This window comes from Staphylococcus sp. ACRSN (assembly GCF_022346615.1).
Taxonomy (GTDB): Bacteria; Bacillota; Bacilli; order Staphylococcales; family Staphylococcaceae; genus Staphylococcus.
Genome location: NZ_JAKRNS010000001.1, coordinates 263953 through 289199 on the forward strand (window position 1 = coordinate 263953; position 25247 = coordinate 289199).

The following is a 25247-nucleotide window of genomic DNA, read 5'->3' on the forward strand; positions in this document are numbered from 1 at the left end:
GGGTCATATAATTTTAAAAATAATTGAGAGAAGTGAATGTTTATGAATTTAAAAGATGCATTGTTTGAAAAGTTAGAGAAAAAAGAAAGTGAAATGATCAAACACAGACGTTATTTGCATCAACACCCTGAGTTATCTTTCCAAGAGGAGCAAACGGCACAATATATCAAAGATTTCTATAAAGGGAAAGATGTAACTGTAACGCAACCTGTAGAAGGTAGCAATGCGGTTATCATTGAAATTAAGGGGAATAAGCCAGGAAAGACAATTGGACTACGTGCAGATTTTGATGCATTACCAATTACAGAAGAAGCAGAAGTAGAATTCAAATCTTTAAATGAAGGCGTAATGCATGCATGTGGGCATGATGCACATACTGCATATTTATTAGGTTTAGCTGATTCGCTACTTGAAATTAAAGAACAACTTTCCGGTACAGTTAAAATTATTCATCAACATGCTGAAGAGATGCCTCCAGGTGGCGCGCAACAAATTGTAGAATCAGGTGCCTTAAAAGATGTCGATGAAATATATGGAATTCACGTTGCACCAATTATTGGACCAAATGTTATTGCATATAATAAAGGTAATGCATTTTCAGGAAGTTCTACTTTCACATTGAAAATTAAAGGACTCGGTGGCCATGCTGCAAGTCCACACAAAACACATGACGCATTAGTAGCTGGAACAAACTTTGTGAATACGATTCAAACAATTGTATCGAGAAGAATTGATCCACTAGAAATGGGTGTTATTACAATTGGTGCATTCGAAGCACCCGGCGGAGCAAATGTGATTCAAGATACTGTGACGATTAAAGGGACAGCAAGATACTTGAATGATAATTTGGAGCAATTTATGTATCAAGAAATTGATAAAGTTGCTCAAAGTGTAGCAGTTGGGTTTGATGTTACTTATGATTTAGATTATCAATTTGGTTACCCAGTATTGTATAATCATCCAGAACATACACAAAATGTAGCTGATATCTTGAGTGAGAGTAAGGGCGATTATTATGAACACTTAGTTGAAATTCCACCGGTTACTGGTTCGGAAGATTTCGCTTACTATTTAAAAGAGATTCCAGGTACATTCTATATAGTAGGATGTAAACCAGAGGCTGTAGAAACACCGTATATGAACCATCATCCTAAATTTGAAGTTAATGAAGATGCACTTATTGTTGCTGCAAAATCATTAGGGGAAATTGCTATCAATCGTTTGTCAGCTGATTAATCTAGTTTATAAATATATAAGGAAAAAACCAGAGAATGGGACATAAATCTCCATTCTGAAAATAAAAGAGCTAATCTCAATAGATTAGCTCTTTTTATATTTAAAATTTTACGATTTGAAGGTGCATGCTTATTTAGTGGGTAATCACTCACTTATACTACGTCGAGCGTTAGCATGTTACAAAGTCGATACAATATGCTTATTAAGATAGAAAAGTTAAATTTTCATATCTTTGACTTGTTCATAAACACATTTTAACTATAACAAGTTAAGCGATTTACCTGTTTTAAGTACATCATCAAAGTTCTTAAAGCTCGTCTCAACCATATTGGAAACAGCTTCGTCTGTATTGGAACCAATATGCGGTGTAATAAGTACTCTAGGATACATATTGAGTAATGATTGAACATCTTTATCTACTATAGGTGACCATGCATCAAATTGTTTAAAGAAGACACCTTGCTCATTTGGCAATACATCTGTTGCAAAACCAGCAATCTTATTTTGCTCTAAAGCAGTGACAATATCATGGTTATTTTGTAGTTCACCTCGTGCAGTATTAATCAAAATAGCATCGGATTTCATTTTCTCTAAGAAAGATTGATTAATCATACCATCATTTTCTCCAGGAATATGAGGAACATGGATACTAACGATATCACTTTGATTAAGTAATTCGTCCAAAGTTACGTAGTCTAATGTATCTTTACATGCATCATTTGGATAAAGATCATAGCCTAATACTTTAGCACCTAAGCCCTTAAATAATGTTGCCTCAGTATAACCAATCTTTCCGGTTCCGATTATACCTACAGTACAATTTCTCACTTCTTTGCTAAACATTTTGCTATCAACCCTAAAATCAAGTTGATGTGTCCTACTTGTCGTAAATGGAATATTGCGGAGTAAGTTTAACGCTAATGTAAGTGATAGTTCTGCAATTGCATTCGGTGAATAGCTAGGAACATTTGCAACCTTAATACCAAGTGATGTTGCAGCGTCTAAATCTATATGTGATGTGCCCACTGTTCTTGTGAAAACATAATGAATGCCTTGTGCCTTCATATACTTCAAATTTGTTTCTGTTGCATGGCAATTTGCTCTTAGTAGTACTGCATCATGTCCATCAACTAATGTAATATTGTCAGTTGTGAGTAGGGATTCCACCAATGTTAACTCGAATTGATAAGTATTGAAGTGATTAAAAATTTCAATTTCATGTGGTCTTACTCCGAAACAAATAATTTTAAACATAAGATAACCTACTTTCTAAGATGTGATATTAAAAAATGCCAAGATTACCAATTATTTTTAATATAACTAACCAACTTGGAATAACAAATACTGCGGCAATCGTTGATAATAATGATGCATTGGATGCAAGTACTGCTTCTTTGTCAAAGCTGATTGCATAAGCTACTGCTACGGTAGCAGCCGGTGTTGCCATCATTACAATCATTGTTGTTACTGCGTTCATATCGAATACTAGGATGCCAGTCAATGTAGTGATAATAAAAATAAGTAGATTTATTAATGGTACGATGATTGTTTTAATACCTGCATAATACCAAGTTGTTTTATTTTTAGCAGCTTCATTAAAATTAATTTCAGCTAAAGTGGCACCAATAGATAGCCAAGCAAGTGGTGAAGCTAGCTTAGATAAAAAGAGTATTGGTGCATAAATCCAAGGAAGTGTTTGGTCAATACGGAAAATTGAAACAGATATTGGATTACCTTTTTGGCTATTTAGTACTGTGATATGTGGTGTTAAGTCTTGAACTAACCAGATTAGTAACCCTAAAAATGTCGCGATAACAATTGGGTTTAAAAACATTGTTTTGAGGTTTTTAAGCTCCATTTTTAGACCACTCATTTTAATATAAGCATAGGAATATAAAAATATTCTATAACCAATATTGAAAATGTTGGCATAAATTACACCGATAGGACCTAACATTGCACTGATTATAGGAATGCCGAAAAAAGTTGTTGAACTAAAGACAGATAAGATTTCTAAAGTTGTCTTTTTATCTCCACTATATTTCGCATAAAAGGGTTTGATTAATATAATTAAACAGATATACATTAAAATCCCCCAAATCAAAACATTAATACCTTGTGTTAAATGTTTTTGATTTAGGTCGGTCATAAAAGCAGAAAATGCGAGCGCAGGTAGTGCTACAGTCAGCACAACTTTTGATAGTATTTTGGCTGCTTGTGCATTGAATATTTCTTTTTTTCTACAAAAGTAGCCAAGCAAAATAATTAAGACAGTTGATGCTATGGCACTGAGAAAGCCTTTGTCGGTAAATGTATTTACAACTATATTTACAAAATCCACATTTAATCCTCCATTTATAATATTTTATTTATATATTATAAAATACATAAATTGGATTTTGAGTGAAATATTATGTAAAATTTGTGAATTAAATCACAAAAATTATAATGATGCCACACAATCATAGTTAAACTCAAAAAATCAATATTTTTACATAAGTTAGAATGAATAAAGAATATGAATTTATTGGGGCTTGGATAGGTATTGATTGCTTACAGAATAGGGTTAGAGAAGAAGTTGTTAGTGAATAACAGTAATATAAAATAAAGGTGAGTCTAGAGCATAAAATCCAGAAAAATAGCACTCAGATGAATTAAATCAATTTATCTGAGTGCTTCATTTATTCAATACTTGTATTGTTGGCTCGCTTTCCTAGGGGACAGCTTCAGCCTGTAGTCTTCAGCTTGTCTTGTTCCTTCAGGAGTCTCGACAACATATGGTTCAAACAATGATGGTTTTACACATGAAAAAGTGCATTACAATCTGCATTTTAATTTTTATTGGAATATAAAATCTATAATGCAAATCGTCAAATATACAATACTTCATCTATAGTCTTTTTATTCAATACTTGTATTGTTAGCCCGCTTTCCTAGGGGACAGCTTCAGCCTGTAGTCTTCAGCTTGTCCTGTTCCCTCAAGAGTCTCGCCAACATACGTGGTATTCATAAATCAAAGCAATAATGAAAAAGGCAATTTCTATATTATTTCAATAGAAATTGCCTTTTTCCTTTGTATAAGAACATTATGTCTTATACTCGGTTTCGTATAGGTCGTAGTAAATCACTGCATTGAAAAAATAGTTCCTTTAAGAATTGTCCAATTCAGTGATATGAAACCTACGTCATTTTAATTTAAATGTTAATTAATCCTCAACACAAAAGTAAAATACTAAAAAATGTAAATTAAATTGTTCTACGAGAAGGTTTAGTTTGATCAGATAATCTAAACGACAATATCAATGCGATTACTGAAATCGCAGCAGCAACAGTAAATGTTACGTTCACTCCGTGAATAATACCAGTAATACCTTCTTTTGGTATAGATGTAACTGACATTAATGTAACAAATACAGCAGTACCAATTGCGCCAGCCATTTGTCTAAATGTATTGTTCATTGCAGTACCGTGCGCGATTAAATTATTTGGTAACTGATTGATGGCTAATGTTGTCATTGGCATCATTACCATGGAAATAGATAACATACGTAAAGCGTTACCGATAGCTAAATATGTGAAACTTGTATGTGCTGTTAACATAGTAAATGGAATTGTTGAACCAACTAATACAATTAAGCCTAGACGAGCTAACCATTTTCCACCGAATCTATCAAATAGATAGCCAGTAACAGGGTTCATTATTCCCATTAAAATTGCACCTGGTAGTAAAACAAGACCCGATTCTAAAGCTGAAAATTGTAACATGTTTTGCATATAAAGTGGCAATATAATATTAGTTGCTATTAATACGCCAAATACGAACATACTTAATACAGTACCTAGTGTATAAATACTATAGTTAAATACTCTAAACTCAAGCATAGGTTCTTTAAGTTTTAGTTGTCGACGAATAAATACGATTAAAGCAATGATTCCGACGATAAGTGGTGCTAAGAATTGAATACTTGCCCAACCTGCTTCTCCGACAGAACTAAAGCTATAAAGTAGTCCGCCAAATCCTAGTGTAGACAAAATGACTGATGGAATATCTAGTTTTGGTTGTGTTGTTTCTGTGACATTCTTTAATAGGAAATAAGATGTGATGATGATAATAATAGCTATAGGAAGCACAACGTAAAAGACGCTTCTCCAAGATAGGTGTTCTACTAATACGCCTGAAAGTGTAGGACCAATCGCTGGTGCGAATGCGATAACTAAACCGAAAAGTCCCATGGCAGTACCACGTTTTTCAACTGGGAAGAGTAAAAATAAAATTGTCTGCATTAGTGGCATCATAATACCTGCACCTGCAGCTTGTAATACACGGCCGATAAGTAATGTAGTAAATTCAGGTCCGACTGCACAGAGTAGTGTACCTGAAGCAAATATAATCATAGCGGTTAAAAATAATTGCCGAGATGTAAACCTTTCGATTAAGAAAGCTGTAACTGGTATCATAATACCATTTACAAGCATAAATATGGATTGTAACCATTGAACTGTACTTTCGGATACTTGTAAATCTTTCATTATTGGTGGTAGTGCTGTACCAAGTAATGTTTGGTTAAGTATGGTGATAAATGCACCTGATAGAAGTACTATAAATAATGGGATTCTTTTTTCGACATGAAACGTTCCTGCTTCTGTCACTAAGATCACTTCTTTCTTATAAAAATTGACATTATAATATTATATCACGGTTGTATTGAATAACAAAGTTATCTGTTTTATTATTACTGTAATAAAATTCTGACTATTTTATTTAATTATAAATTTTGTTAGTAAAAAATATTATGTTAAAATTCTGAAATTAAATCGTATCCTTTTACATATTCAGTATTTAAAATTAAAATTATAAGGAATAGATTTAAATAATATAATGTCGTTTATAACGAATGACGCAATCTATAATTCTTAAAAATTGAAATTTGCGTTAGATTTAAGGAGAGTAAGCAATGGATAAAAAAGACTTAATCGCACCAGAGCAGTACAATATCGTAAGTGAGATAGAAAAATATGCAGTAGATCAGTCGAAGAGGGCGATTATTTTTGAAGAGGCATCCGGAGAAAAACAAGAAATTACGTATCATAATTTAATAAATAATGCGAATAAGGTAGGTAATGTTTTTTCGAGTTACGGCTTGAAAAAAGGGGACAAAATCTTAGTGATGATGCCAAGATGTATTGAAACATATGAAATATATTTGGCGGCACTTAAATTAGGTATTGTGATTATTCCTAGTTCAGAAATGTTACGTACAAAAGACTTACAATATAGAATTACACATGGTGAAGTTAAAGCAGTTGTAGTGATGGCGGAACGTACAAGTGAATTTACTGATATTGATGTATATCATCAACTGACTAAATTTATTGTCGGGGGTCAACAGTCTGACTGGACGTCATTAGATGATGAAAAAATTAGTGCTAGTGACTCGTTAACAAGTGAAACAACAACACGAGACGATGTCGCTTTGCTTTCATATACTTCTGGTACGACTGGAAATCCTAAAGCTGTAGTTCATTCACATGGATGGGGTTATGCGCATATGCAGATGGCACCAAAGCATTGGCTAAGCATATCGGACGATGATATCGTTTGGGCAACTGCGGCACCGGGTTGGCAAAAATGGGTCTGGAGTCCATTTTTATCTATAATGGGATCTGGGGCTACTGCATTTGTATACAATGGTAAGTTTAATGCAGAAAAATATTTACAACTATTACAGGACTATAAGATTAATGTTTTATGTTGTACACCTACTGAATATCGCCTAATGGCAAAATTACCAAATCTTATAGATTATAATTTAGAGCATTTACACAGTGCGGTATCTGCTGGAGAGCCATTGAATAAAGAAGTTGTAGATAAATTTCAAGAAAACTTTAGTCTTAAAGTAAGAGATGGTTATGGTCAAACAGAAAGTACATTACTAATTGGTTTCTTAAAGGATACTGAAGCAAAACCAGGTTCAATGGGTAAAGCGATTCCTGGTAGTCATGCTACTGTCGTAGATGATGATGGGAATTTAGCTGCAGTTGGAGAAATAGGTAATATTGCAGTTCCGGTAGACTTACCAGCCTTATTTAAAGGATATTATAAAGATCCAGAACGTACTAAAGATCCAGTTATAGGTGACTACTTTATTACAGGCGATTTAGCTAAAATTGATGAGGACGGTTATTTCTGGTTTGAAGGTAGAAGAGATGATATTATTATCAGCTCTGGTTATACGATAGGGCCGTTTGAAGTAGAAGATTCTTTAACTAAACATCCTTCAGTTAAAGAGTGTGCTGTTGTAGCAAGTCCGCACGAAATCAGAGGAAACATCGTTAAAGCGTTTGTTATTCTTCAAGATGGCGTGTCAGGTGATGAAGCTACAACAAAAGCGTTACAAAATTTCGTTAAACAGGACGTAGCACCGTATAAATATCCAAGAGCGATTGAATTTGTGGATGACTTACCAAAAACCAATTCTGGTAAAATACGTCGCGTAGAATTAAGAGAAGCAGAAAAAGAAAAACACTTAAAATAAATAAAAAAACTGCATGTCGATGAATCAATCGGCATGCAGTTTTTATTTTATATTGCATAATCTTTAATATTCTAATTTTTTATAGCTTATTAATGAAATGATATAGAAAATAGCTACATATATGATAAACAATAGAGATATTTCAGTTAGAATTTCTGTGAAGTTTGAATTCGTAAATTTCCAATACTTCCATTAGCAAGAATGTGGTAACGGTAAAATGATTTGATTATGGCTTTAAAATGTTTAAACTAATCTAATTTTATAGTTTAAATATTTTAAAAAAATAATTAGGTAAGCCTAAAGTATGATTGTATGCATTTATCATATATGGTTAACTAGAGTGCATAAGTTATGGGGGGTATAAAGATGAAAAAGTATTTTTGACTTGATACGAAGAAAGATGAAATATTTAGATGTTAGTTTAATTATTGTTTATGTTCTATTAGGCGCTATTGGTGTCATTATGGTCTATAGTGCAAGTATGGTTTCAGCATCTAAAGGTACATTGACTAGTGGTGTGCCAGTAGCTGCTAATTATTTTATGAAAAGACAATTTTTGTTCTTTGTTATGGGATTTTTAGTGATTATATTCATTAGTATGTTTATTAATATCAATGCTATTAAAAATGTAGAAATACAAAAATTTATTGTATTGAGTACCTTGGCGCTTTTGTTACTCACAATTTTAGTAGGTAAAGAGGTTAATGGTTCAAAGAACTGGATAAATCTAGGGTTCTTTAGTATTCAATCTTCGGAATTTTTAAAGCTTGCTTCTATTTTCTATCTTTCTTATATTATTGATAAATTTCTCACATTAAAAAATGATTATAAATTAAAGCATATGATACCGCCATTGGGTGTATTAGGAGTTGGCTTGTTACTTGTACTTATGCAAGGTGATTTAGGTGGAACGCTGCTAACAGTAGCAATTATAGGATCTATTTTATTGTATTCAGAGATTAAAAATAAAATTAAACTGCAAATTTTAGCTTTTACCGCAATACCTATGCTGCTATACATATTTTATACGTTGATTTTTGATTCGAAAAATCTATATAGATTAAAAAGAATACAAGTTGTATTGAATCCATTTAAATATGAAAATGGCGATGGTTATCAATTAACAAGTGCATTAACTTCTATTGGAAATGGTGGAATGTTTGGTAAAGGATTAGGCAATGGTATTTTGAAACGAGGCTATTTACCAGAACCACACACGGACTTTATTTTTACTGTGATTTCTGAAGAAACAGGTTTGATTGGTGTGTTATTTGTATTAGCACTATATGGATTTGTTTTATTTAAAGGTTTGGTCTATGCAAATAGAACAGATAACCATTTTTATAAGTTAATATGTGTCGGCGTTGTTAGTTACTTATTTATGCAAGTCTTTATAAACCTAGCTGGTATTTCAGGAATGATTCCATTAACTGGTGTAACGTTACCTATGTTGAGTTATGGAGGGTCCTCTATTATGAGTGTTAGTTTAGCTTTGGGATCAATGATTGCTGTAATACGTAAGATTAAGCAAGAAGAAATAATTAAACGGTAGCGTTTAAGGAGGTCCTGAGATGAAATTATCAAAAAAAGGAAAAATAGTAGTGATATTACTATTACTTATTTTATTGGTGGGTGGTTTTTTACTATATAAAGTCATCCACTTTAACCACGCAATTCATGATTCCAAAAATAGTATTGAATCTTTAGATAGTGGTCCAGAAAAGATTAAGGATAAAAAGCCTATATCTATTGCGATATTTGGTGTGGATTCGGATGCAACAAGAGCAAAGGAAAATATGGGACAACGTACAGATACCATATTAGTTGCCTCTATTAATCCTGAAAAAGAAAAAACGAAATTAATTTCAATACCAAGAGATACAAGAGCAAATATTGCAGGTGAAGGTAGAAGTGAAAAAATTGCGCATGCCTATGCATATGGTGGTCCCAAAACAGCAATTCATACAATAGAAAATAATTTTAATATTCCTATAGACGGTTATGTCACAGTAGATATGGATGGTTTTGAGAAATTAATTGATATCTTTGATGGTGTAGATGTGAAAAGTAATGCGACATTTAGCTATAATGGATCACAATTTGAAAAAGGTAAAAAAACACATCTGGATAGTAAAAAAGCATTGAATTATGTGCGTAGTAGAAAGGAAGATGGCGCTGGCGGTGATGAAGGTCGTACGGAACGTCAACGGCAGGTCATAGCTGAACTTTCTAAGAAAATGTCCCAAACTAATAATATATTTAAATTAAATAAAATATTAAAGGTAAGCGAACAAAATGTAAAAACAAGTTTTGATATTAATTCACTGAAAACATTATATTCACAATATAAAGATGCTACGACTTCCATAGATAAGTTATCACTTTCAGGTCAAGATTTAATCGAAGATGATGGGATTTGGTATTTTGAACCAGATGCTGTAGATAAAAAAGAAAAAATGGAATCTTTCAAAAAGAATTTAAGTAGTAAATAAAATAATGACACCCTAACACTTCAATCAATTAGAAATTGAATATGTATATGTTAGGGTGTATTTTAATATTTTAATATTTTAAGCTAGTTGTATATTGAATAAGTCAAAATTAAAATGCCAAGTAATTTAACGATAATGCAGTTAAAATGAATTAGTTTAAAGTTTAAACTACTGGGCAATGAGATAGATAAATGCACGTGTTATCTTTTTTGACTTTTTCTATTATTAAGCACATTGACGATGTCTTTGATATACGTGCCTTTTAAATGATAACTCCATTTGTATATTGAATAACTTGCTATGATACAAATAATTGGGAGAATAACCATAATAACACGCAACCCATTTTTAGTAAGTTCACTTTGTTCTTGTCCAGGTTGATAGCCTAATAATGTAAGGCTCCAACCAGTTGCAAGACCCGAAAAGGCCATTGCAGTTTTCATTAAAAAGGTTTGTGTGGAAGTAATAACACTTTCGTTTCTTTGGCCGAATTTCATTTCGCTATAATCGATAACATCAGCAATTGAAACAGTGATGATACCCATAATGAGCCCAGAACCAATTTTAATAAGTGACGTACCTACAATTACAGGAATAAATGCTTTTGGCGCAATATAACCCGCAGCTAAAATGACAAGTAATCCGAAGATAATACTGCACGTGGCAATCGGATATACACGCTCACGTGATAGCCATTTTGCAATTTTAGGAAATAAAAATAAAGCGATAATTTCCATGAAGCCCATCCCATTATAAAGAGAAAATAAGAATTTTGAGTCAGTAACATAACTAAAATAGTATATCATGACATTACCAATCAATTGGCCACATAGGAAGAAGGTAAGTATCATTCCTATATAGGCTAATAATTCTTTATTGGTAAATAATATTCTCCAAATATCTTTGAATCTTAATGTGATACCTGTATCTATATTAGTAGGTGCTTCATGTACATTCTTTACAGTAATACCAATCGTTATATTAAATATAATAATTGTAATAAAGGCTAAGATTAGAAAACCAGTTGATTGATCACCATTTCCGAATAAATCATCTAAAAATATAACAATAGTTAATCCTAATGCGCCTAAAATTAAATTTGCTAAACTTGCAAAGATACGTGGAATTACAGATACTTCTTCACGTTCTGTTGGGTTGTTTGTCAAATTGGGCAACCAGGACCAATAAGGAACGTCCATCATTGTATAAGTCATGCCCCAAATAATATACATAATTGAAATAAAGACATATAGAGATGTACCTTCTAAATGAAAGTTGGTAAATATTAAAACAGTAATAACTGAATTGACGAGCGTACCAATTACTAACCAAGGTCTGAATTTTCCCCACTTTGTTTTGGTCTTATCAACAATCATGCCCATGATTGGATCATTGATTGCATCCCATATTCGAGCTACAAAATATAAAGTTCCAACAAAACTCGCTGCAACGCCGAGTATATCTGTAAGATAATACATTAGATAAATGCCAATGAGGTTGACGACTAAATCTTTACCGAATGCACCAAAACCGAATGAATATTTCTCTTTACGTGTTAATTGTTTTTGCAATAATATCACCCCTTGACAAAGTTATAAGAATGTAAGCGCTTTTATTTAATGGTATAAAAAATAACGATAGCACTTAATCTATTCGAATACTTTATGATTGACTATAGATTTAATAATTTTGACGTTATATTTACTTTGACCTATTAAAATAGGGTTAATAAAAACCAGTTAACGCCCAATAAAATATTGAGCATAGTAGACTGGTTTTTATTTTATTGAATGAAATATTATTTAAATTCAGGTAGCCAATCGCCGTGGGCTTTAATTAAGTCATCGCATAGCGCAATGATATCATCGATTGAAAGTTCGGATGCTGTATGTGGGTCTAACAATGCTGCTTGGTAAATTTTATCTTTTCTTAAAGAACGGGCAGCTTCAATTGTTAATAATTGTGTATTGATGTTTGTACGATTTAATGCTGCTAACTGCTCTGGTAAATCTCCAATGTAAGTAGGAGCGATACCACTGGCATCAACTAAACAAGGCACTTCTACTACAGTATTTTCAGGTAAATTGCTAATTAATCCTCCTGTATTTAAAACATTACCACCAATTTTAAATGGTTTGTCTGTTTCCATTGCTTCAATAATGTATGAGCCGTATTCATGAGAACGTTCATGTGTTAAATTTTGATCATTTACGATATCATCGCGCATTTGCTTCCAATCTTCAATTTGATTAACACAACGACGTGGGTATTCATCTAATGGAATATTATATTTATCAATTAATTCAGGGTACTGATCTTTAATAAAGTATGGATGATATTCTGCATTGTGTTCTGAAGATTCAGTGACATAATAGCCAAATTTATCTAGTAGTTCGAAACGGACCATATCATCATGTGTCGTTTTTTGTTTTGCTTTAGCACGTTTTTTAATTTCAGGATAGATATCTTCACCATTCTGATTAATTTCAAGTAACCATGCCATATGGTTAATACCTGCAATTTTCCATTGAATATTATCTTTAGGCATTTCTAAAGATTCTAATAGGTGATCGGCACAAACTTGAACGCTGTGACATAGACCAACTGTTTTAATACCTTCCTGTAACATAATGTTTGTTAAAACAGCCATAGGATTTGTGTAATTTAAAAACCATGCATCTGGACATACTTCTTTCATATCACGTGCGAATGCTTGCATAACTGGAATTGTTCGTAAATTTCGGAAGATTCCACCAATACCTAGTGTATCTGCGATGGTTTGTCGTAGGCCATATTTTTTTGGGATTTCAAAATCTGTAATTGTTGCAGGATCATAACCTCCAACTTGAATAGCATTTATGACATATTTTGCTCCTCGCAAAGCGTCTTTTCTATTATGATAAGCAGTTACTTTCACTGTAGAATTTAAGTTCTTTTTAAGGTTATTTAACATCAATTCGGAATCACGAAGGCGTTCTTCATCAATGTCAAAAAGAGCAAATTCAAAATCTTGTAAAGCATCAACTGTCATACAATCACCTAATACATTTTTTGCGAAAACTGTACTTCCAGCTCCTAAAAACGTAATTTTACTCATATATTATCCTCCTAAAAGTAGCATATTAAATATCCGAAATTATTATTCGAAAATTCAGATATTTAACTTTAAAGTTTATATTTGAATCGCTATAGCTTAGTTATAGCTTAGTTACTTTAGGAAGAATGTTCAATCGTAAATAAAATTGAAATGAGTAATATATTGCTACTGCTAATCGATGAATATTTTGTCGACGGACATAATAGAAGTATCTCTTCTATATCTATTTGGCGAAACCCCGACAATTTTTTTGAAAACCTTACTAAAATAATTACTAGATGTATAACCAACTTCTAAAGCAATGGCTTCAATATTCAATTCGTCTGTAGATAATAAAACGAGTGCTTGTTTAACACGCGTCTTGGATAAATAGTTAATGGGTGTATCTTTTACGGATTTTTTAAATTGACGTGTAAAATGATATTTAGATAATTGAGAAACAGCTACAATATCATCAAGTGTAATGTCCTGTTTATAGTTATTTTCGATAAAATGTATCGCCCTGGCTATGGTGATTGGGTATTGCTGGGTTTGTTGTTGGCCATACTCAAAGTATTCAAGGCATTTCATAATAAAAGTATATGCACAAGAAGATGCATCATAGCCATGTTTGATGCCTAATGTCTCTATTCGTTTTAATGTTTCTATAATATGTTTAATTGGTTCAGAATGCAGGGATAGCTTAAAAGTATGACCATAATGAGTAATGATTTGCTGAAATAAGCGACCAACTTCATCGCCGTACATGGTGAAATAAATAAACTCCCATTCTTCCGAGTGAGAAGGTAAAAAGTAACAGTGATCACTTGGAACATGTACAAAAAAAGCTTCACCAGTTTCCAAATAACTGGTTTGATTGTCTATGTTTATAGCACCTTGACCATTCAAAGTATATTGAAATATGTATATATCTTGTTCTCCTCTATGTAAGCCATGCCAGCGATAATCATGTGTGTCTCTTAATTCATAGCCAATAGCATTTAGGCCTGCAACCTTACTTTGAAAATCACCTTTAAATCTAAATCCATATGAGTTGTGTTTAATTTCATTTTCCAAATTAAATACTACCTCCATTCATTTGATTTTTATTCTATCATTATTTGATATATAAATAATATTCAAATATGTAAGTGATACTATATTTTTAAAAAATTAGGATTGGCAAAATATAACATCTTAGAAAAATATAAATAGTGATTATTTTTGAATTGAGATGTGGTAAAATGCGTGTTAACTGTGGAAAGTAAACAACAGTAACAGAAATGGAGGGTTGAGGATGTGTACAGGATTTTCGGTATTATCACCTCAAAATATTAATTATTTAGCAAGAACCATGGATTTTGATTTTGAATTTAATGGTATTCCAATAGCGGTACCTTCTAAATATAATTGGACGTTTGATGTTCAAGGTCCAACGGAATTAGATTATGGATTTATTGGTACAGGAGTTATGGTAGGGCGTTATAGCTTTGGAGATGGTGTCAATGAACGAGGTTTGGCCATTTCTAATCATTATTTTACGGGTGAAGCGAGTTATGCTTCAGAGTCGCGAGAAGGTTATTTTAATATGGGGCCTGAAGAGTTTATTGTATGGGCATTAGGATTAAATGATTCAATTGAAACATTAAAGGAAAATATAAATAAAGTTAATATTATTGCAGTAGAGAACAAGGCATTAAATAATATTCCTCCATTGCATTTTATAATTACAGATCGAACGGGTGACACAATTTCAGTAGAGCCTAACGCAGGCTTATTAACTGTTAAAGAAAACCCTGTGCATGTACTGACGAATAATCCTAAGTTAGAATGGCATTTAGAAAATGTTAAAAATTATGTTCATTTAACGCCAGAAAATGGAAGAGAAAAACAATTTGGTGAGCAGGTATTTGCGACATTGGGAGTTGAAGGTGGAACTCATGGTTTGCCGGGCGGCTTTACATCTGCGGAACGTTTTATACGTGCAACCTATCTACGTCATCATTTAGAGATGGATCCTGAAGATGAAAGACAAAATATAAATAACTGCTTTAAAGTATTAGATAATGTGAGTATTCCAAGAGGAGCAGTAATAGATAATAATATGGCGCATTATACGCAGTATCAATGTGTATTACAATGTCATAATCCAGCTTACTTTATCAAGCCTTATCATAGTAGTGAAGTCTTTGAGGTCAGTTTAGATGAATCATTATTGAATAAAGAAGAAATTACTTATTTTTCATTAGAACAAACGTTTAAAACACACCGTCTAAATTAGAGTAATATCATGATGTTGTGCCTCGTGTATTGTGAGTCAATCATACAATGATCTAGTTTCGATGATATAAAGAATAGGAGAAAATATTGATGAAAAAGAAAGAAGTTAGTATGTCGGAATTATTTTTTGACTTGGTGTTTGTATTTGTCTTATCTACAATCAATCATACAGTTGAAACGATATCTGAAGATTTAGCTTCGCTTGAAAGTTTGGGCAAAAATTTTACAATGTTCTTAATCTTTTTTGCGATATGGGTTTATCGGACGCTGTTGGTAAACAGGTTTTTTGAACAAAAATGGTATCAATATTTATTTGTATTTATTGATATGTTTTTAATTTTATTACTATCGAAGGCAACCAATGCAGACTTTCAACAAACATTTAAACCGTTTGTTATGATTTCGATGTTAATATTTTTAAGTATCATATTACAATACTGTATTAATTATAAAATGAATAAAACTGCTGTCACTGCACAGTTAGTAAAAGTTTATGTTTCCGGTTTGTTTATAATGATTGTCTTCTCACTGATTTCGATTTCGTTACCTGCTGGAGTCAATTTTTGGGTTTATTTTGTAGGTATTATAATTATGGCAATATTTCCAGTACTATTCTTAAAAGTTTCAAAGGCAAACCCGTTGTTCTTTTCACATTTTTCTGAGCGACTGAGTTTGTTTATGATTCTATTATTTGGAGAAGGAATAGTACAAATTGTTAATAATGTACAAATTACACATATAAATATATTAGATATTGTGTACTTTATTTTAGTTGTGAGTTTGTTCATGATCTATACGTTACATTATAAGAAGAGTTTGAATTATGAGCGAAATGATGCGACTGGATTTGCGAGTGCATATCTTCATTTAGCACTTATCTTCACATTAGATTTTATTTTCTTAGTGATGAATAAAGTATTGGCTAATCATGAAATTAGCGAAGTTGAATTATATATATATACATTCGCCTTTTTCATTTTTTTATTGGTAATATTTATTGATACACAATTGCACAACGCTATTATTGATAAAAAGTTATTGTTCTTGAGTATTGTACTAATAGCTACTATTATTGGGTTAATTATTACTAATATCTATTTAGTTACGATAGTAGAGATTGTTGGTATCTTATTAATCTGTTTCATATTTTATGCTAATAGTAGTAATGATGAAATAGAATTTAAGTAATTTAATTACGAAAAACGCTTTCGCTTACAGTTTAAATAGCAATGCAAATTCTTGACAATCACGAATAATCAGTATATCGTAAAATTATTGAATCAAAAAAGAAAGTCGTTGGTAACTGTATTATATGTAAGATTGACGCCTTAGCATTAGGTTAATATAGAAGATTGGCTTGATGAAAAGGTGAATGATGTACTGTGATAAACAGAGATCGTACGGCTAATGTGAACGATTGATATTTAAATTTAAAATCTAACTTTTTAATATATGAGGTAGCAAGACAAAACATTTTGTTAGTGATATGAAATGCGTTGTATTGAAGCCGGCAATGTTAATAAATCAATGTTGATTTATTATATATTGTCGGCTTTTTATTTTTAGATGAAAATAATTTGTGACAATCATATATTTGAGTTTATGTCGCTTGAAAAGGAGGAATCGCCATGCATACAACAATTGATGTTTCTATATTTTTTATTATATTTTTTATAGCATTAAGCATTTCGGTAGTGAGTGGCATATTATTTTTATCAACTAAGTTACCGTTATCCTATGTACGTATACATGTATGGATTGTCGCCTTACCACCTATGGCTGCCTTTATTGGTTTGTTAGTGGCAGGAAAAAACATGGAACTAGGTATATGGTATTCTGACGTATTAGCATGGTTGATGGCCTTTTTTGTATTAGGTATTGGATTAATTATTCAACGATATTGTATTCGTTATCTCTCAGGAGATTTAAATTATAGAAAATATTTTGCTTTATTTACATTTATGACAAGTTTTGCAGCAAGCGCATGGTTAACAGCAGATTTACGAATTATGGTCGTTTATTGGGGATTGACACTCGTTTGTTTAACATTACTGATTTGTTTGACAAAAGCTTGGGGTGTAACACGAGAAGCTGCCAAAGTTTCGGGAAGATTATTTTTAATCAGTTGGATTGCTTTATTGCTTGCTATTCTTTGGATTGGTGGATTAACTGGCAATTGGCATTACGTAGATATATTCACACAAGACAACATAGCGCATATTTCAGAGTGGCAACGCTTAATGATTAACATTTTAATCATTATTGCAGTACTAATTCCTGCGGCACAATGGCCTTTCCAAAGATGGTTGATTGAATCGGTTGCAGCACCTACACCAGTCTCTGCCATTATGCATGCGGGTATTGTAAATGCTGGTGGAATTATGTTGACTCGATTTTCCCCACTATTTAATGGTGATATTGCAACAATCATTCTTATATTTTTTGCAAGTGTATCAGTTTTAATTGGTGCGGGTATTAGTTTAGTCCATGTTGACTATAAACGACTATTAGTGGGTTCAACGATTGGACAGATGGGTTTCATGTTGGTTCAATGTGCGCTTGGGGCATATATACCTGCGATTATCCATTTAATGTTACACGGTCTGTTTAAAGCGACGTTGTTCCTAAGGTCAGGTTCTGCAGTTAGACATTTTAACGTGCCGAGTCGTGCTAATGAACGTATGTCTTATTTATGGATTCTTGCAGGTCGTTTACTTGCATTGTTAATTGGTTTGAGTTTTTGGTTGAGTGAACCAGATCAAGGTTACAGACTCATTAGTGGTTTAATCTTGGCTTGGTCATTGTCTGTATCATGGGCGCAATTAGTGGCCTTTGGAGAAGGGACATTTGGTCGCATTATCGGTTTAGGCATATTGTTAACTGTTGGTATTGCGTATTATTTGGTGCATCATTATTTAACAGAAGCCTTACATACAATTGCCTTCCAAAGTACGCAACCTCCTATGTTTATAGTAGTGATTGTAGCAGTTATCTTATTATTTGGTAGTGCCATGAGTACATGGGTGGCACGCCATCGTAATACAAAAGCTTTTTCAATTCTGTACATGTGGCTGGTAAATATTGGAGATGCTAAATCAACAACAGTAGAACGTCACCCCAATTATCTTAGAGAATATCTGTCAAAAGGAGGACGCTGATATGGATGTAAATGGTAAAGAAAACCTTAATAATAGAACGAGTCATGACGGTGAAAATATAAACCAGATTCTTGCCTCTGCGAGCAAAGTTATCGTTCCTTTGTCACCCATTTCAGTGTTTGCAGCGAGAAGTCCATGGGCAAACTTAGAGGATAAAACCTTTGATGACGTTGCACATTGGTTAAAAGAAGTAAGAGAAGTGGATATGTATCCAGCTATTGCTACAATATTAGAAGCTAAAAAGAATGGTGAAATTGATATCTCTAAAGTTGATGAAAGACTTGATAAATGGTTGGAAAAAACAGCGCAACCAGCTTCTTTTAATCGGGTAAGTTCATTTGTAAATAATGCAATTAAACTATATGAATCAAGTAGTAAAGAGAATGAACAGAAGGAAGCACAAGCGAAACAATTTGCGATAGCATTAACACAAAAGGATCAAGATAATATAGCTGAACGCATACAATTGAAAAGCGCACTGGTCAAAGATAAGCGTGGCATTAAAATTAGTGATTACGTAGATTATCATGTTATAAAATGGTGTAAATTATATGTGGATGACGCACAATCCGGATGGACAATGCCTGATAGAGAACGAGGTTTTTTTGCTTCGTGGTATAGACTTGTACAACATGACCCTGCGCTTACCAAAAAAGAACGGCAACGTATTAAATCATTACCCAATGACCCAGAGGATTTATTAAATACAGTACTTCACCGCTTTAATATTGCTGGAATTGAAGTTCAAACTTATATTGAACAACATTTATTAGCATTACCTGGGTGGGCTGGGATGATGTTATGGCTAGAAGAAAACAACCCACATGAGCACCATTTAATACGTACATATTTAGCTATTAGACTTGCTATAGAATGGTGTTTAGTAGAACCGTATTTACCTATTGAAAGAAAAAGTCATAACGACATATCGTTGTGGACTAAGTGTATTTTAGAATGGGTAGAATGGGGAGGTTATTCATTTGAAGAATGGCAAACTTTACCACAGAAAAGCCAGTTAGAACATATTCAGTTTACTTGCCGTTTTCACCAACAAGTGAGTAGAAAAATATGGTTAGAGGCGTGGGAAGCAACATATCAACAACAAATGAAAAATCAGCTTACCTCAACTGTTACAGATAATGTTAACCAATCAAAGATACCATCTGCGCAACTTGCATTTTGTATTGATGTACGATCAGAACCATTTCGTCGTCAGATAGAAGCGGCAGGAGAATTTGAAACAATTGGTATTGCAGGTTTTTTCGGTCTGCCAATTGCAAAGAGTGAATTAGGAAAACCACATAGTCACCCATCACTTCCTGTCATGAATCAACCACAACACAAGATTAAAGAATATACTGCTGAACGTGAACCAACCGCATTTCAACAACGGAAGCATGTATTACAATCAGTGACCTATACATTTAAGAAAATGAAACAAAATGCATTACCAAGTTTACTATTGCCAGAATTGAGTGGACCATGGTTAACATTACAAACAATTACGCGTAGCTTTGTCCCAAGACGTACGGGTGATTTGATTAGAAAATTCTATAGCAAATGGTTACAAAAGCCTAAAGATACCACGTTAACGTTAGATTATCAGCATAATCATGAAGAACATTTACCGATTGGTTTCACGGATGAAGAAAAAGTAGCGTATGCATTACAAGCATTGAAATTGATGAATTTAACGAAAAATTTTGCGCCATTGGTCGTTTTTTGTGGTCATGGTAGTCATAGTGCGAATAATCCATATGCAGCTTCGTTAGATTGCGGCGCATGTGGTGGTGCCTCAAGTGCATTTAATGCGAAAGTATTAGCGCAACTATGTAACTTGCCAGAAGTGAGAACAGGTCTTGAGAAAGAAGGTGTCTTGGTACCTTCGACTACAGCATTTGCATCTGCAGAACATCGGACATCTACAGATGAATTAGAGTGGATATACTTGCCAGAGTTATCTAGTGCTGCGCAACAAGCTTATGAAGCATTGGAAATAAGTATGCCTGAAATTAGTCGATTGGCAAATGAAACGCGATTAGCTCAATTGCCAAATAATCATCTTACTAAAAAAGATCCAAATAAAGAAGTGCATAGATTAGCTAATGATTGGAGCGAAATTAGACCAGAATGGGGTCTAGCCAAAAATGCATCATTTATTATTGGTGAAAGAAGTCTAACGAAATCAATTAATTTAGAAGGACGAGCTTTCTTACACAATTACAATTGGAGAGATGATGAAGATGGTAGTATATTATCAAATATAGTATCAGGACCTGCAACGGTTGCACAATGGATTAACTTACAGTATTATGCTTCAACGGTTGCACCACATTATTATGGAAGCGGAAGTAAAATAACACAAACTGTTACTGCAGGTATAGGTGTAATGCAAGGGAATGCTAGTGATTTATTAACAGGTTTGCCGTGGCAATCAGTAATGTCAGCTGATAATAAGATGTATCATTCTCCTATTAGGTTATTAATTGTTATACAAGCACCACAACATGTTGTTGCTGATTTATTAGAATCATTGCCTGATTTTCATCAAAAAGTAGTTAATGGGTGGCTGAAATTAGCAAGCATCGATCAATTTGGTGATTGGAAAGAATGGTATGCTTGATATATTAAAAAGGTATATGCAATGTTTTAAAATTAAAAATTTTAAAACAAGTGGATATTATTATTGCTAAAAGAAGCATGTGATTTTAAAAAAGAATTTATGATATTATGGAGAAAATATACCAAAAATGAAATGTTGTTTTTGGTATAATCAATGCTAGTTTAACCTCTTAAACTCGTTCTACAGGAGATGTATGCGTAATGAAGACAAAGAAAGGTACATATGAGTCTGAAATTAGTAAAGCCATCACTCAATGGGAAAAAGATTTCCTTGGGCGTGGTTCGCTTTCAGTCAAAACAGATATTCTACGTGATATGATTATCGTGAGCTTACAGGGTGTACTGACCCAAGCTGAATACAAAGTTTGTGAGACAAATGAAGGCTTACTAACAATTAAAAAGACACGTTCTAAATTGGTGGAGTCAGGTATAGATGCTTTGTATGAGATTGTAAGATCTATTACTGATGAAGAAGTCAAAGGGTTTCATACGGATTTAAGTTCACGTACAGGTGAACGCGTGATGATATTTAAACTTTATAACGATTTAGAAAAACAATTAATAGAAATCAATAAGTAAATAGGTAATATTCATTCATAATAGTTAGCAATCAAATATAGCTATAGAATTATGTGAAGCTCAATCAAAGTGCTATTTTGGTTGAGTTTTTAATTATAATACAGAGGTATGAGGGAAAAATTAATGATTAATATAAGCCTATAGCATAAATTTAAGGGGTTATTAGGTTGTGGAACTAGGGGGGAATAAAAATGCACTTACCGATGTAAGGGTCAGTAAGTGCGCAATACTTATAGAAATTTGGAAGATTTTTTAGATAAACTTAATAATCATATAGTAATGATTGGTTGTTAATAACGTTGTGCAATCTTTCGGGTGTTTTAGAATATTGCTAGTTAATTATTGATATAAATATATGACAAATACATAAGACGATGATTTTTGAAAACATATATGCATAACTAAAATTCTGTTAAATCATTTTAGTTAATTATAGAAAAATAAAACTATATCAATATGTGACTACAAAAAAGTAAGAATAGAGAATCATTCGAACAAAATAGCTACAATACACCTCCTTTGTCAGAATATTACAATAATTATCATTGTTTTTGGTAAAATTTCCCTAAATGTACGATTTTTATGCCGAAATGTTATTATTTATATAATGTTTAAATTGTATTGCATATAATTTTTTGTGAATCCTGACTAAATTCATATATAATGCTAAGTGTTGGTGAAGCCTAGTGATGTATGGTGAAAAGCTTGTGTTATGGCGTCCCTTTATAGTAAAATTACTGTTTGGATGTTAGGGGATCATGATTTTAAATTATGGTTCTTTTTCTTATGCCATGTTTTATTGTCGAATAATAAATGCATAACTAAAATAGTATGAAACGGTATCTTATTTAAATAAAACTTTAAATCTGAGGTAGTATTTATTTTATAATCAAATTCGATATAATAAATTAAATGACGCAATGATGTGACAAGGAGGACGAACGTATGAATCAACTTAAAAGTATTTTATACTCATTGATAGAGCCGCTTACTAAGCCAGAAACGTACCAAAACTTACTTTCTAATTTAATTATGATCGTTGTGTACATCGTCGTGGCTTGGATTGTATTGCGATTTATTAATAAAGGTATAGAACAGTTTTTCAAAATACAAAATAAAGGCAAAAAAGCGAATAAAAAACGTTCCAACACATTAATTTCTCTAATTCAAAATGTCGTTTCATATGTAGTGTGGTTTATAGTATTGACGACGATTTTAAGTAAATTTGGTATTAGTGTTGAAGGAATAATCGCAAGTGCAGGTGTGGTAGGTCTTGCAGTTGGTTTTGGTGCACAAACTGTAGTGAAAGATATTATTACTGGTTTCTTTATTATCTTTGAAAATCAATTTGATGTAGGTGACTATGTTAAAATTAATAGTGCTGGTACAACTGTTGCAGAAGGTACCGTAAAAGCAATAGGGTTAAGATCAACACGTATTAATACAGTAAGTGGTGAGTTGACGACTTTACCTAACGGTAGTATGGGTGAGATAACAAATTACTCTGTGACGAACGGAGAAGCCATTGTTGAAATACCTGTTTCAGTCGAAGAAGATATAGATCATGTGGAAGAGATTTTGACGAAACATTTTGAAGCGATGAGATCTAAATACTATCTATTTGTATCCAATCCGAATGTAATAGGTATCAATTCTATTACGAGAGATGAAATTGTATTGAGTATTTCTGCTGAAACTGTTCCAGGAGAAGGATTTTCTGGGGCGCGTATATTGCGAAAAGAAATTCATAAATTATTTAAAGTCAACGGTATTAAAGTGCCTCAACCAGTTATGGTACAATATGATTCGAATCAACAAAATAAAGCATAGAAAGTTCGGAGGTGTAACAACATGACATCAGATTACGGTTTGAATGATATTGTAGAGATGAAGAAGCAGCATGCATGTGGAACGAATCGTTTTAAGATTATTCGTGTAGGTGCAGACATCCGAATAAAATGCGAAAATTGTCAGCGAAGTATTTTGATTCCTAGACAAACGTTTAATAAAAAATTAAAGAAAATACTAGTATCTAATCAAGATGCTGAAAATAAGGAGAATGAATAAATGGCTTTAACAGCAGGTATAGTTGGGTTGCCCAACGTCGGTAAGTCTACGCTATTTAACGCGATAACAAAAGCAGGTGCACTCGCAGCGAATTATCCTTTCGCGACGATTGATCCAAACGTAGGGATTGTAGAAGTTCCAGATAGTCGATTAAATGTTTTAGAAGAGATGGTTCAACCTAAAAAAACGATTCCGACAACATTTGAATTTACTGATATCGCTGGTATCGTCAAAGGTGCTTCAAAAGGGGAAGGTTTAGGTAATAAATTCTTATCACATATTCGTGAGGTTGATGCAATATGTCAAGTCGTCCGTGCCTTTGATGATGATAATGTGACACACGTTTCTGGTAAAGTGAATCCAATCGATGATATTGAAGTAATCAATATGGAATTAGTGTTAGCTGATTTAGAATCAGTAGAAAAACGTTTACCAAAAATTGAAAAAATGGCGCGTCAAAAAGATAAAGATGCTGAAAATGAAGTCCGCATTTTATCAAGAATAAAAGAAGCGTTAGCTGAAGGTAAGCCAGTGAGAAGTCTAGAATTTACAGATGAAGATCAAAAATATGTAAAAAATGCACAACTATTAACATCGAAAGATATGTTATACATTGCTAACGTTGGTGAAGATGAAATTGGTGACGAAGACAATGAAAAAGTGAAAACAATTCGCGAATATGCACAAAAAGAAGATTCAGAAGTAATTGTAATCAGTGCCAAAATTGAAGAAGAAATTGCAACGTTAGATGATGAAGATAGAGAGATGTTCTTAGAGGACTTAGGTATTGAAGAACCTGGTTTAGATCGTTTGATTCGTACGACTTACGACCTTTTAGGTTTAGCAACATACTTTACTGCAGGTGTTCAAGAGGTCAGAGCTTGGACGTTCATTAAAGGTATGACTGCACCACAATGTGCAGGTATTATTCATACAGATTTTGAACGTGGTTTTATTCGTGCTGAAGTCACAGGTTATGATGACTATGTAGAATATAATGGTGAAAGTGGTGCTAAAGAAGCTGGTAAACAACGTCTTGAAGGTAAAGAATATATTATGAAGGACGGAGACATCGTACACTTCAGATTTAATGTTTAATTAAAATTTAAAAGTAGTCGAAATATAAAACGCCCGCAGCAATTGGATGCTGTGGGCGCTATTTTATATCGAAATAAAGATATGATGATATAAAAATATATAT

18 protein-coding genes are annotated in these 25247 nt (G+C 32.8%); 12 read left to right on the forward strand and 6 right to left on the reverse strand.

The window, feature by feature from the left end:
* Window positions 1-42 precede the first annotated feature (42 nt).
* The gene (locus MHZ36_RS01230) at window positions 43-1236 is read left to right on the forward strand and encodes an amidohydrolase (RefSeq protein ID WP_239229088.1); all 1194 of its coding nucleotides are present in this window, start codon (window positions 43-45) and stop codon (window positions 1234-1236) included.
* Between the two features lie 258 nt (window positions 1237-1494).
* Here MHZ36_RS01230 and MHZ36_RS01235 read toward each other — a convergent pair whose 3' ends face one another.
* The 3 genes from MHZ36_RS01235 to MHZ36_RS01245 all read right to left on the reverse strand — a co-directional run bounded on the left by MHZ36_RS01235 (window position 1495) and on the right by MHZ36_RS01245 (window position 5886).
* Window positions 1495-2490, reverse strand: a complete 996-nt coding sequence (locus MHZ36_RS01235; RefSeq protein WP_239229090.1) for an NAD(P)-dependent oxidoreductase — start codon at window positions 2488-2490, stop codon at window positions 1495-1497.
* Between the two features lie 28 nt (window positions 2491-2518).
* Window positions 2519-3577, reverse strand: a complete 1059-nt coding sequence (locus MHZ36_RS14365; RefSeq protein WP_239229091.1) for an AEC family transporter — start codon at window positions 3575-3577, stop codon at window positions 2519-2521.
* A gap of 905 nt (window positions 3578-4482) precedes the next feature.
* The gene (locus tag MHZ36_RS01245) at window positions 4483-5886 is read right to left on the reverse strand and encodes an MDR family MFS transporter (RefSeq protein WP_239229092.1); all 1404 of its coding nucleotides are present in this window, start codon (window positions 5884-5886) and stop codon (window positions 4483-4485) included.
* 305 nt (window positions 5887-6191) lie between these two features.
* On the opposite strand from MHZ36_RS01245, the gene mbcS reads away from it, so the two are divergent.
* The 3 genes from mbcS to MHZ36_RS01260 all read left to right on the forward strand — a co-directional run bounded on the left by mbcS (window position 6192) and on the right by MHZ36_RS01260 (window position 10264).
* Window positions 6192-7772 carry an acyl-CoA synthetase MbcS gene (mbcS, locus tag MHZ36_RS01250; RefSeq protein ID WP_239229093.1) on the forward strand — a complete coding sequence of 527 codons (1581 nt, stop codon included), beginning with the start codon at window positions 6192-6194 and terminating at the stop codon, window positions 7770-7772.
* Between the two features lie 400 nt (window positions 7773-8172).
* Entirely contained in the window at window positions 8173-9324 is a 1152-nt protein-coding gene (locus tag MHZ36_RS01255; RefSeq protein WP_239229094.1) for an FtsW/RodA/SpoVE family cell cycle protein, read from the forward strand.
* Between the two features lie 19 nt (window positions 9325-9343).
* Window positions 9344-10264: an LCP family protein gene (locus tag MHZ36_RS01260; RefSeq protein ID WP_239229095.1), complete on the forward strand. Its 921-nt coding sequence runs from the start codon at window positions 9344-9346 to the stop codon at window positions 10262-10264.
* Window positions 10265-10464: 200 nt separating this feature from the next.
* Here MHZ36_RS01260 and melB read toward each other — a convergent pair whose 3' ends face one another.
* The 3 genes from melB to MHZ36_RS01275 form a co-directional block, all read right to left on the reverse strand.
* Window positions 10465-11835: a melibiose:sodium transporter MelB gene (gene melB, locus MHZ36_RS01265; RefSeq protein ID WP_239229096.1), complete on the reverse strand. Its 1371-nt coding sequence runs from the start codon at window positions 11833-11835 to the stop codon at window positions 10465-10467.
* A gap of 227 nt (window positions 11836-12062) precedes the next feature.
* The gene (melA, locus tag MHZ36_RS01270) at window positions 12063-13361 is read right to left on the reverse strand and encodes an alpha-glucosidase/alpha-galactosidase (protein WP_239229097.1); all 1299 of its coding nucleotides are present in this window, start codon (window positions 13359-13361) and stop codon (window positions 12063-12065) included.
* 171 nt (window positions 13362-13532) lie between these two features.
* A complete protein-coding gene (locus tag MHZ36_RS01275) occupies window positions 13533-14417 on the reverse strand; it encodes an AraC family transcriptional regulator (protein WP_239229098.1) in 885 nt (294 codons plus the stop codon).
* A 220-nt stretch (window positions 14418-14637) separates the two neighbouring features.
* Between MHZ36_RS01275 and MHZ36_RS01280 the strand changes: the two genes are divergently transcribed.
* From MHZ36_RS01280 to ychF, 8 genes are all read left to right on the forward strand, one after another.
* Window positions 14638-15621 carry a choloylglycine hydrolase family protein gene (locus tag MHZ36_RS01280; RefSeq protein ID WP_239229099.1) on the forward strand — a complete coding sequence of 328 codons (984 nt, stop codon included), beginning with the start codon at window positions 14638-14640 and terminating at the stop codon, window positions 15619-15621.
* An 89-nt stretch (window positions 15622-15710) separates the two neighbouring features.
* Window positions 15711-16808 carry a low temperature requirement protein A gene (locus MHZ36_RS01285; protein ID WP_239229101.1) on the forward strand — a complete coding sequence of 366 codons (1098 nt, stop codon included), beginning with the start codon at window positions 15711-15713 and terminating at the stop codon, window positions 16806-16808.
* A 440-nt stretch (window positions 16809-17248) separates the two neighbouring features.
* A complete protein-coding gene (locus tag MHZ36_RS01290) occupies window positions 17249-18778 on the forward strand; it encodes an NADH dehydrogenase subunit 5 (RefSeq protein ID WP_239229103.1) in 1530 nt (509 codons plus the stop codon).
* A gap of 1 nt (window position 18779) precedes the next feature.
* Window positions 18780-21401 carry a DUF2309 domain-containing protein gene (locus MHZ36_RS01295; protein ID WP_239229104.1) on the forward strand — a complete coding sequence of 874 codons (2622 nt, stop codon included), beginning with the start codon at window positions 18780-18782 and terminating at the stop codon, window positions 21399-21401.
* Window positions 21402-21601: 200 nt separating this feature from the next.
* Window positions 21602-21979 (forward strand): Na-translocating system protein MpsC family protein, encoded by a 378-nt coding sequence (locus tag MHZ36_RS01300; protein ID WP_239229105.1) that lies wholly within the window; start codon window positions 21602-21604, stop codon window positions 21977-21979.
* A gap of 945 nt (window positions 21980-22924) precedes the next feature.
* A complete protein-coding gene (locus tag MHZ36_RS01305) occupies window positions 22925-23809 on the forward strand; it encodes a mechanosensitive ion channel family protein (protein WP_239229106.1) in 885 nt (294 codons plus the stop codon).
* Between the two features lie 21 nt (window positions 23810-23830).
* Window positions 23831-24046: a DUF951 domain-containing protein gene (locus MHZ36_RS01310; RefSeq protein WP_239229107.1), complete on the forward strand. Its 216-nt coding sequence runs from the start codon at window positions 23831-23833 to the stop codon at window positions 24044-24046.
* Complete coding sequence (gene ychF, locus MHZ36_RS01315) at window positions 24047-25144, forward strand: redox-regulated ATPase YchF (RefSeq protein WP_239229108.1); 1098 nt, start codon at window positions 24047-24049, stop codon at window positions 25142-25144. It begins immediately after the preceding gene.
* Window positions 25145-25247: the final 103 nt, after the last annotated feature.

Coding starts and splice junctions, on each gene's coding strand:
- MHZ36_RS01305 (WP_239229106.1), top strand. CDS start 22,925: ATGAATCAACTTAAAAGTATTTTATACTCATTGATAGAGCCGCTTACT.
- mbcS (WP_239229093.1), top strand. CDS start 6,192: ATGGATAAAAAAGACTTAATCGCACCAGAGCAGTACAATATCGTAAGT.
- MHZ36_RS01300 (WP_239229105.1), top strand. CDS start 21,602: ATGAAGACAAAGAAAGGTACATATGAGTCTGAAATTAGTAAAGCCATC.
- ychF (WP_239229108.1), top strand. CDS start 24,047: ATGGCTTTAACAGCAGGTATAGTTGGGTTGCCCAACGTCGGTAAGTCT.
- MHZ36_RS01280 (WP_239229099.1), top strand. CDS start 14,638: ATGTGTACAGGATTTTCGGTATTATCACCTCAAAATATTAATTATTTA.
- MHZ36_RS01230 (WP_239229088.1), top strand. CDS start 43: ATGAATTTAAAAGATGCATTGTTTGAAAAGTTAGAGAAAAAAGAAAGT.
- MHZ36_RS01260 (WP_239229095.1), top strand. CDS start 9,344: ATGAAATTATCAAAAAAAGGAAAAATAGTAGTGATATTACTATTACTT.
- MHZ36_RS01310 (WP_239229107.1), top strand. CDS start 23,831: ATGACATCAGATTACGGTTTGAATGATATTGTAGAGATGAAGAAGCAG.
- melA (WP_239229097.1), bottom strand. CDS start 13,361: ATGAGTAAAATTACGTTTTTAGGAGCTGGAAGTACAGTTTTCGCAAAA.
- MHZ36_RS01285 (WP_239229101.1), top strand. CDS start 15,711: ATGAAAAAGAAAGAAGTTAGTATGTCGGAATTATTTTTTGACTTGGTG.
- MHZ36_RS01295 (WP_239229104.1), top strand. CDS start 18,780: ATGGATGTAAATGGTAAAGAAAACCTTAATAATAGAACGAGTCATGAC.
- MHZ36_RS01255 (WP_239229094.1), top strand. CDS start 8,173: ATGAAATATTTAGATGTTAGTTTAATTATTGTTTATGTTCTATTAGGC.
- MHZ36_RS01235 (WP_239229090.1), bottom strand. CDS start 2,490: ATGTTTAAAATTATTTGTTTCGGAGTAAGACCACATGAAATTGAAATT.
- MHZ36_RS01290 (WP_239229103.1), top strand. CDS start 17,249: ATGCATACAACAATTGATGTTTCTATATTTTTTATTATATTTTTTATA.